8 protein-coding genes are annotated in these 8,621 nt (G+C 76.5%); 3 read left to right on the top strand and 5 right to left on the bottom strand.

Annotated elements, in window-relative coordinates:
* Window positions 1-141: 141 nt before the first annotated feature.
* From ACFC0B_RS04335 to ACFC0B_RS04325, 3 genes are all read right to left on the bottom strand, one after another.
* Window positions 142-729, bottom strand: a complete 588-nt coding sequence (locus ACFC0B_RS04335) for a lytic polysaccharide monooxygenase (RefSeq protein ID WP_376081919.1) — start codon at window positions 727-729, stop codon at window positions 142-144.
* A 225-nt stretch (window positions 730-954) separates the two neighbouring features.
* Window positions 955-2,088 (bottom strand): aminotransferase class I/II-fold pyridoxal phosphate-dependent enzyme, encoded by a 1,134-nt coding sequence (locus ACFC0B_RS04330; protein ID WP_376081917.1) that lies wholly within the window; start codon window positions 2,086-2,088, stop codon window positions 955-957.
* Window positions 2,085-2,732 carry a transcriptional regulator gene (locus tag ACFC0B_RS04325; RefSeq protein ID WP_376081916.1) on the bottom strand — a complete coding sequence of 216 codons (648 nt, stop codon included), beginning with the start codon at window positions 2,730-2,732 and terminating at the stop codon, window positions 2,085-2,087. Before ACFC0B_RS04325 ends, ACFC0B_RS04330 begins: the two co-directional genes overlap by 4 nt.
* 310 nt (window positions 2,733-3,042) lie before the next feature.
* Between ACFC0B_RS04325 and ACFC0B_RS04320 the strand changes: the two genes are divergently transcribed.
* Complete coding sequence (locus ACFC0B_RS04320) at window positions 3,043-4,194, top strand: Cmx/CmrA family chloramphenicol efflux MFS transporter (RefSeq protein WP_376081913.1); 1,152 nt, start codon at window positions 3,043-3,045, stop codon at window positions 4,192-4,194.
* 442 nt (window positions 4,195-4,636) lie between these two features.
* Here ACFC0B_RS04320 and ACFC0B_RS04315 read toward each other — a convergent pair whose 3' ends face one another.
* Both ACFC0B_RS04315 and ACFC0B_RS04310 read right to left on the bottom strand, forming a co-directional pair.
* The gene (locus ACFC0B_RS04315) at window positions 4,637-5,464 is read right to left on the bottom strand and encodes a hypothetical protein (protein WP_376081911.1); all 828 of its coding nucleotides are present in this window, start codon (window positions 5,462-5,464) and stop codon (window positions 4,637-4,639) included.
* A 77-nt stretch (window positions 5,465-5,541) separates the two neighbouring features.
* A complete protein-coding gene (locus tag ACFC0B_RS04310) occupies window positions 5,542-5,724 on the bottom strand; it encodes a hypothetical protein (RefSeq protein WP_376081909.1) in 183 nt (60 codons plus the stop codon).
* A 348-nt stretch (window positions 5,725-6,072) separates the two neighbouring features.
* On the opposite strand from ACFC0B_RS04310, the gene ACFC0B_RS04305 reads away from it, so the two are divergent.
* Together ACFC0B_RS04305 and ACFC0B_RS04300 are read left to right on the top strand one after the other, a co-directional pair.
* Window positions 6,073-7,461 (top strand): cellulose binding domain-containing protein, encoded by a 1,389-nt coding sequence (locus ACFC0B_RS04305; RefSeq protein WP_376081906.1) that lies wholly within the window; start codon window positions 6,073-6,075, stop codon window positions 7,459-7,461.
* 482 nt (window positions 7,462-7,943) lie between these two features.
* Window positions 7,944-8,396 carry a hypothetical protein gene (locus ACFC0B_RS04300; RefSeq protein ID WP_376081903.1) on the top strand — a complete coding sequence of 151 codons (453 nt, stop codon included), beginning with the start codon at window positions 7,944-7,946 and terminating at the stop codon, window positions 8,394-8,396.
* The last annotated feature ends 225 nt before the right edge of the window (window positions 8,397-8,621 follow it).

Raw genomic sequence — 8,621 nt, 5'->3', positions numbered from 1 at the left:
GGCGCCCGGTCTGGCCGCTCCGCCCCCGGGCTCCCCGGGGGCGTCCGCCGCGGCCGCGGGGGGGGGGCGCCCCCCCCCCCCGGCCCGCCCCCCGCCCCCCCCCGGGGGGCCGGCCCGACGGTCGTACGGGGTGGGCGCGGATCAGAAGAGCACGTCGGTGCAGGAGTAGAACGCGTTCGCCGTGTCCGCGACGTCCCAGACCGCGACCACCACGTGGTGCCCGGTGCGGCCCGTGGGGAGGGTCCCGGTGTGGGTGGTGACGGCGGCGGGCTGGCGCCCGTTGTACGGGACCGTCAGGAACGGCGTGAGGTCCAGGCTGGCCCGGGTGATCTTCTGGGTCGGGTCGTAGCCCTGCTTGGTCAGGAAGTAGCGGAAGTTCGTGGTCGAGTGCCGGGCCTCGATCTCCCAGGTGAAGGTCTGCTGGGCGCCGCCCGTCACCTTGGTGGTCGGCCAGGCCCCGTTGCGCGGGTTGTCCAGCGGCGCCCAGCGGGCGTCGGCGCCCGCGCAGATGGTGCCGTCGGCCGGGCCGCGGGTCGGGAAGCCCTTCGGGCCCTCGACGCTCTGCGGCTCCCACTGGATGTCGCCGCAGTTCTTGACGACGCCCGCGCCGCACAGGGCCGAGCGGCTCGGCGGGAGGTTGATGAACCCGTGCGAGTTGGCCGGGACGGCCATCGCGAGCGGGACGGCGAGCGCGGCCAGGGCCGCGCCGACGATGTGGCGTTTGCGCATGATGCTCCTCCGTGGGGGGATGGAGAGTGCGCCCGGCGCGGGGCGGCGCGTGTGGGGGTGCGCCGACCGGATGGATCTTGGCATGCCTGCGCCAGGTGGATTGCCCCATACCGTAGGGAGCGCGGCGCCCACCGTCAATGGTCTGGACCAGTTTGACGCTCGGTCAACCGGTCCTCGCCGCGCCAGAGTTGCGCCCGGGAGCCGCGGGAGCGAAGCGGACGGAGGTCATCGGCGCTCCCGCATCCACCGGGCGAACGCGGCGAGACCCTCCTCCGGGTCGCGGCGCCCGACGCCGATGCGGAAGCGGTCGGCGGGGGTGGGGGTGAGTTCCGAGCGGAAGATGCCGGCGGGCAGCAGCAGGACCCCGGCCTCCTCCACCAGGCGGGTGCAGAACGCCTCCACGCCCTCGGGGCCGAGGTAGCGGGGATAGGCGACGCAGCCGCCGTCCGGCGCCCGCCACTCGAAGTCATCGGCGAACCCGGCGAAGAACGCGTCGAACAGCGGCAGGTTGGCCGCGACGATCGCCCGGTTGCGCTCCAGGATCGCGGTCCGGGCCTTGAGCGCGATCCTCGCCAGGACCTCGCTGGGCGCGGAGTTGCAGATGGTGGTGTAGTGCTTGGCCCGCTCCAGCCGGGACAGCAGCTCCCGGTCGCGGCAGGTGATCCAGCCGATCCGCAGGCCCGGCAGGCCCAGCGCCTTGGAGGTCACGTTCAGCGACAGGGCCCGCTCGGACAGGTCGGCGGCCTGCGGCAGGGTCCGGGCCGGATCGCGCTCCAGCCCGCGGTAGACCTCGTCGCTGAACAGGCGGATGCCGCGCTCGTCGCACAGCCGCGCCAGCTCGGCGAAGTCGGCGGCGCCGATGACCTTGCCGGTGGGGTTGTTGGGGAAGTTCACGGACACGACCCGGGTGTTCGGGCGGATCGCGGCCCGCACCTCGTCGAGGTCCAGGGCCCAGTCCCGGTCGGGGTCGAGGGCGACGCCGGTGACCTCGCACAGCGCCAGCGGCACGGTCTCGGCCGCCTGGTAGTTCGGCGTCACCACGACCGCGTGGTCGCCCGCGTCCAGCAGGACGTTCATCGCCAGGTAGAGGGCCTCCTCGGCACCCGCGAAGCAGATGACGTCGGCGGCGTCCGCCCGCTCGCAGGTCCCGGCGATCACCTCGCGCAGGGCCGGATCGCCGAAGGTCTCGGTGTAGCCCAGGGGGAGGTTCTCGAACGCGGCCCGGTCCCGGTCGTCGGCCAGGGCCAGCAGCTCGGCGAGCGTCATGGCCTGGACGTCGGCGGCGGTCAGGTGGTGCCGCGCGGTGAACTCCCACCGGGAGAAGTGGGTTTCCAGCCGGAAGTCGGGCAGGCGGGTCATGGCGCGTGGTCCTTCGGTGCTCGGAGTTCGGCCAGCAGGCCGTAGAGGGTGGATCGGGAGACCCGGAGGGCGCCGGCGACGACCGGTGCGGCCCGGCGTACGGCGAAGACCTTGGCCTCGTCCAGCCGGGCGAGGACGGCCAGCCGGTCGGCGCGGGTCAGCCGCTCCACCGGGCGGCCGCACTCGCGTACGTACCCGCCGACGATGTGCTGGACGCTCTCGGTCCAGTCCTGCTCGAACAGCGGCTCCGGCCGGGCGACGGTCGGGGCGCCGAACGCGGACAGGACGGCCGCGGCCCGCTCCAGCGGCGTGCGGTCCAGGTTGACGCACAGGACCGCGGCCGGCTCGCCGTCCGGGCCGCGCAGGACGGCGCTGACCGACGACAGGCGGCGGCCGTCGGCGAGCAGCTTCTCGTACGGGCCGAACACGTCCCGGGCCGACGGATCGAGCTCGTCCAGCTCGCCCAGCAGCGACGGGTCCCCCGGGGCGCGGGAGCCCATCGGGTTCCAGATCGCCAGGATCCGGTCGGTGCCCGGGTCGTGCAGGACCACCTCGGCGTACGGACCGAGCAGCAGTGCGACGGCCTGGCCCACAGGCGCCCACATGCGCACCCGCGGATCCGCGCCCTCTTCGACAATCCCCATGGACTGGACCGTACGTCCAGTTCGGACGAACTGTCCAGCAAGGGGCCGACCCCGCAGGCCGTCCCCGCCGCGAAACCCCCGTGCGGGGACGGCCTGCGGTCCGGTAGCGTGCCGGGCATGTCGAGCCCCGAGTCGGACGAGGTGGGGGCTTTCGGTCACGCGCCGTCAGCCCCCTGAACCCCCGATGGACCGCTGAGTCCGCAGCCCTTGCCGCGCCGCCACCGGCGCGCGGCCGGACGCGTGCGCCCCTGGGTGCTGACGGCGGTGACGAGACGCCCTCCCGCGCCTCTCCTCACCCCGGAGCCACTCCATGCCTCTTCCGCTGTACCTGCTCGCCGTGGCGGTCTTCGCCATGGGCACGTCGGAGTTCATGCTCGCCGGCCTCCTGCCGGCCATCGCCTCGGACCTCGGCGTCACCGTCGGCGCCGCCGGCGCGCTCACCTCGGCCTTCGCGGCCGGGATGGTCGTCGGCGCCCCGCTGACGGCGGCGCTCGCCCGCACCCTGCCCGGCCGCCGGGGCCTGCTCGGCTCCCTCGCCCTGTTCACCGCGGCGCACGTCGCGGGGGCCGTCGCCCCGAACCTCCCCGCCCTCCTCGCGACCCGGGTGGTCGCGGCGCTCGCCGCCGCCGGGTTCCTCGCCCTCGCGCTGTCGACCGCCGCCGCGCTGGTGCCCGCCGACCGGAAGGGCCGCGCGCTCGCCGTCCTGCTCTCGGGCACCACGGTGGCCACCGTCGCCGGCGTCCCCGCCGGGGCGGCCCTGGGCTCGGCGCTCGGCTGGCGGGCCGTCTTCTGGGCCGTCGCCGCGCTCTGCCTGCCCGCCGCTCTCGGCGTCCTCACCGGGGTCCCGGCAGGCCCCGCGCCCGGGGGCGGCGCCGAACGGACCACCGTACGCGCGGAGTTCGGACGGCTGGGGAGCCCCCGGCTGGCGACCGTGATGCTGCTCGCCGCACTGGTCAACGCGGCGACCTTCACCGGCTTCACCTACCTCGCACCGGTGGTGACCGGCACCGCCGGACTGGACCCCTCGTGGGTCCCGGCCGTCCTGGCCCTGTTCGGCGCCGGTTCCTTCGCCGGCGTCACCGCCGCCGGGCGGCTGTCGGACCGGCACCCCGGCCCGGTGCTGGCCGCGGGCGGCGCACTGCTGCTCGCCGGATGGCCCGCCCTGGCCCTGCTGGCCGACCGGCCCGCCGCGCTGCTCCCCCTGGTGTTCGCCCAGGGCGCGCTGTCGTTCGCGGTGGGCGCCACCCTGATCACCCGGGTCCTGTACGAGGCCGCCGGAGCCCCGGCACTGGCCGGCGCCTGCGCGACCGCCGCACTCAACCTCGGCGCCGCCGCCGGCCCGCTCGCCGGCGCGGCCGCCCTGGACACCGCGGCCGGGGAGCTGGCGCCGTTCTGGCTCGGCGGACTGCTGGTCGCCGCCGCGCTGCTCCTCGCGGCCGCCCTCCGCCCGACGACCCGGTGACGGCGGGTGCCACCGCCCGCCCGCGCCCGCCCCCGGCGCAGGGCCGGACCGGGCGCGCCCCGACGGGATCACGCCCGTACGGAACAGTGCGCCGCTGTCCGCTGACAGGCGATCCTGACCGATCAGATGCTTGTCGCGGGGGTCGGTCTCCAGGGTCCAGTGGATCCCGTCGGGGGCGCGGGCGGCGAGGTGGAAGCCGGGGCCCGAGGCGGGGCCACCCCTGTCGATGCCCTGGCGCCACCGCGGCGACCGGAGCCGTGGCGGCGATCACGAACCGCCCCAGAGCCCGCAGGACGCGGGCAACGCGGCGCCGGAACGCATCCCCCACGGCACACAGCGCGACCCTCCGCGCCCCGGCCGACAAGCCCTCCGGCGCGGGCAGACGGAATCGGAATCCATCGACGGCATCGCGGCCCCGTTCCGCCGGAACGGGGCCGCCCGGTCAGCGGCGGACGGCCGGGGCGGACTCGCCGTAGGCGCGGAGCAGCTGGTGGGCGTGCAGCCAGCGCAGTTCGGTGCCGCAGGCGCGCAGCGCGGTGCCGACCGCGTGGCGCAGCGCACCGTCGACCGCCGCGCGGGCGGCGGCGGCCCGGGCCGCCTCGGGCAGGTCGCTGTCGGCCAGGTCGGCGAGCCTCCGGGACGGGTTCCAGCCCAGGTCCGCCGCCCCGTCCCGGTCGTCCGCGCCACCGGTCGGGGCGTACGGGGCGAGGGTGATGCCGGTGGCGCCGAGGTGGGTGGCCAGCGGCAGGCCCGCGAGGGCGGCGCTGCGGCGGACGGTGCGCACCAGGTCCGCCGGGAGCCCCAGTTCGGCCGGGGTCGGCCCGGCCGGCCGGGCGACCAGGACGCCGGGCGGCACGCGCAGACCGCCGCCGCCCGCGGCCTCGGCGGTGACCCGCAGCTCCCCGCCGGTGCGGTCCCGGCCGGCCTCCAGCCCGAGGGCCGGCAGGAACTCGGCGAGCGCGTTCACCATCGCCGCCTCCACCACCGTCCGCGCCGACCCGGCCGCCTGCCCCGGCCCCGCCACGGCGGCGCCGGTCAGGCGCGGGGACGGCAGCCAGTCGAGGGCGGCCGTGCCCGCGCACCGGTCGCGGTCGTCGGCGGGCCGCGCGGGCCGGATACGGACGCCGGGCCCCTGGTCGCCGAAGGCGACCGGAAGGCCGGCGAGCAGCACCGCCTCGGTGAGGCGGTCGGCCAGGGCGGGATCGACCCGGCCCGCGGGCGGTCCGGCGTCGGCCGGGGTGGGCGGCTGCCGGTGCGACGGGAAGCTCACAGTGCGAGCCCTTCTGAGCGGTCCCCGGTCGTGGGCGCCGGGGACGGGGAGAGGACGGCGTGGGCGGTGGTCCGGTGCTACTCGGGCCCCGGTTCCCGCCGGTGCCAGTTCGCGTCGACGCGGACCTTCTCCGCCTCGACGAGCGGCCGGACCACGTCGTCGACGGATCGATGGGAGATCTCGGCGAAGCCCTGGAGCCAGTCGGCCAGGTCGACGGGCAGGTGGAGGACGATCCGGCGCTGCGGGGGGAGTTCGGGCACGGGACCTCCTGCGGGGCGGCGTGGACGGACGGGTGGAAGACGGCGGACGCGTGGGCCCGTCCGGCGCGCCGTCGAACTCCCGTTCCCCGGCCGTCGCGCCGTCAAACACCCTGGGGCGCCACGGGCGACCGGAGACCGCCGGCACGCACAATCAGCCACTCCGCGCGGCGGACGTCCACGTTCCGGCCGATCGCACCGGTGCGGGGTTGACCGCCAAATTGGTCTATGCCACTTTCTGATCGCGCGGCCCGTCACCTCCTCCCCCACCGCCGTACCCGAGGTGAAACCGGGCTCCCCTCCGCCGGTGCCGCGCGCCGACCCCCACGCCAGGAGAGGAACCCCCGCCCCATGACCGTCCCCACCAGCCGCCGGCGCCCCCGCGTCCGCGCGGTGCTCGCCGCCGCCGTCGCCGCCGCCGGGCTCGGCTCCGGCGTCCTCGGCGCCCTGCCGGCGGCCGCCGCCGGAGAGCCGCTCGCCGTGCAGTACCGCAACGGCGGCAGCGGCACCGCGCAGGCCTCGCCCTGGCTCAAGGTCGTCAACACCGGCTCCACGCCGATCTCCCTGGACCAGGTCAAGCTGCGCTACTACTTCAGGTCCGACTCGCCCTTCGCCGCGTACCGCTACGCCTGCGACTGGGCCGTCCGCGGCTGCGCCAACGTCACCGGCACCATCGGCACCATCAACGAGCCGGGCGCGGCCGCCGACCGCTACCTGGAGATCGGCTTCACCGGGGGCGCCGGCACGCTGGCCCCCGGGGCCGACAGCGGCGACCTGCAACTGCGCGTCCACCGCATCGACTGGCAGGTCATGAACCAGGGCGACGACTACTCCTTCGGCGCCGCGCAGAGCGGGTACGCGGACTGGGCCAAGGTCACCGCCACCGTCGCCGGCGTCCAGGTCTGGGGCACCGCCCCCACCAAGCCGCCCGTCCCGGCCGGCCCGGTGCTCTTCGACGACCTCGACTACACCGGTCACGACGACCCGGCGCTCGCCGCCCACGGCTGGAGCGCGCGCTCCGGCGGCGGCGGCCCGGGCGTGGCCGGGGCCACCTGGGCGGCCGAGAACGTCACCTTCGCCAAGGAGGGCGGGAACTCGGTGATGACCCTGCGGACCTCGACCGCCGGGACCGCCGAGTCCACCCGGCAGAGCGAGTTCCACAGCCAGGCGATGAAGTTCCGCAACGGCACCTACGCCGCCCGGGTCCGCTTCGCCGACGCGCCGGTGACCGGCCCCGACGGCGACCACCTGGTCCAGAGCTTCTTCGCGATCAACGACCTCAAGGCCCCGAACGCCGACGACTACGCCGAGTACGACTTCGAGTACCTCCCCAACGGCGGCTGGGGCGAGACCTCGAACATCTTCTTCACCACCTCGTGGGAGACCTACGGCCCCGAGGGCAGCGACAACCGGTACACCGTCTCCCGGAACTCCTTCGCCGGCTGGCACGACCTCGTCCTGACCATCGACGACAGCGGCATCGTGTACTACGTCGACGGGGTCGAGTTCGCCCGCCACGAGACCCGCTACCTCCCCGAGCGGCCGATGGTGATCGCCTTCAACCAGTGGCTCACCGACCTCGCCGGCCTGACCGGCACCGAGGCGCGCAGCTACGAGGAGCAGGTGGACTACGTGCTGCACGTCAAGGACCGGGTGCTGACCCCGGCCCAGGTCGGCGCGGCCGTCGCCGCCTACCGGGCCGCCGGGACGTCCTTCACGGACACCGTCCCCGCCCCCTGAACCCGGTTCCCCGCAGCCCCGCCCGTGCCCGGCCGCCCCACCGCGCGGCCGGTCCCGGCGGGGGCGCCCGGACCGGCGTGTGCGAAGCGCGGCGGGGGCGCGCGGTGCTTCGTGCACGACGCCCGGCCGGGGCGCGCTGCGGCGGACAGGTGGGGCCGCGGGCGGCCGGGACCGTCGCCGGGCGGGCCGGGGAACGGGAAAGCCGCAGGTGGGCGGGGCCGGCCCCAGGGGTCACGCCGGCAAACCCGCGCACGGGAGCCCGGCGGTCACCACCCGCACCACGGGGCGCCCCCGTCCCACTCTTGGCCCCGGCCCCGGCGATCCGCACGATCTCAGGTGTCCGGCGCTCACCGCCCGCCGTGCGGCGCAGCAATGGGTAGTGGCCCCCATTGTTCCCCGTACCGTTCCGACGGTCCGCTGGACACCGGCCCGTTATCGCACATCCCCCCACCCGTCACAGTCAGCAAGGCCAGGTGAACGGCATGCACGACCCCCACGAACCGGTGCACCGGGCGGCCCGGCGGTCCGCGATGTACCTGCGGTGCCGCCCGTACGACCCGCAGGAGGCCGACTACGTGCGCTCCGCCATGGAACACCTCGCCCACCGCCTCGCGCTGCCCTACCCGGACGTGTACGCCGACCACGGCCTGAGCACCCGCGGCCCCCTGCCGGCGCTGGCGAGCCTGCTGACGGCCGCCGAGCGCGGCTGGCTGGACGTGGTGCTGGTGCCCGGGCCGTTCGTGTTCGCGCTCGACGACGGCGCGGCGGCGAGCGTCGTCCGGCGCCTCGCCCGGGCGGGCTGCCAGGTCGTCGAGGCACCGGGCCGGGTGGTCCGGCCGACCGGGCCGCTGCGGGACGCCCCCCTCCCCCGGCAGCTCGTCGGCCCGGCGGCGGCGCACTCCGACGGCGGTCCGGTGGTGTACCGGGCCGGGTAGGCCCCCGGCCCCGCCCAGCCCGTTGCCCACCCCGTACCCGCCCCGTGCCCGCCCCCGCCGGACGCGGCCGGGGCGGACGCGGGCATCATGGGGGCATGCCCGCTCAGACTTCCTCCGCCCCCGGCCGGGCGTGGCCCCGATGACCCGGCCACCGCACCGGACGCAGGCCCCGGACGCACCCGAGGGGCGCGGCCCCGTCGGACCCGCCCCCGTCGGGCCCGGCCC

It is taken from the genome of Kitasatospora sp. NPDC056184, from assembly GCF_042268405.1.
Taxonomy (GTDB): Bacteria; Actinomycetota; Actinomycetes; order Streptomycetales; family Streptomycetaceae; genus Kitasatospora.
The sequence above is the reverse complement of the archived record's forward strand: the minus strand, read 5'-3'. Positions and strand labels throughout refer to the sequence as shown.

Excerpts from the sequence above, each read along its gene's own strand:
- ACFC0B_RS04325 (WP_376081916.1), bottom strand. The coding sequence starts at position 2,732 with ATGGGGATTGTCGAAGAGGGCGCGGATCCGCGGGTGCGCATGTGGGCG.
- ACFC0B_RS04305 (WP_376081906.1), top strand. The coding sequence starts at position 6,073 with ATGACCGTCCCCACCAGCCGCCGGCGCCCCCGCGTCCGCGCGGTGCTC.
- ACFC0B_RS04320 (WP_376081913.1), top strand. The coding sequence starts at position 3,043 with ATGCCTCTTCCGCTGTACCTGCTCGCCGTGGCGGTCTTCGCCATGGGC.
- ACFC0B_RS04330 (WP_376081917.1), bottom strand. The coding sequence starts at position 2,088 with ATGACCCGCCTGCCCGACTTCCGGCTGGAAACCCACTTCTCCCGGTGG.
- ACFC0B_RS04300 (WP_376081903.1), top strand. The coding sequence starts at position 7,944 with ATGCACGACCCCCACGAACCGGTGCACCGGGCGGCCCGGCGGTCCGCG.
- ACFC0B_RS04335 (WP_376081919.1), bottom strand. The coding sequence starts at position 729 with ATGCGCAAACGCCACATCGTCGGCGCGGCCCTGGCCGCGCTCGCCGTC.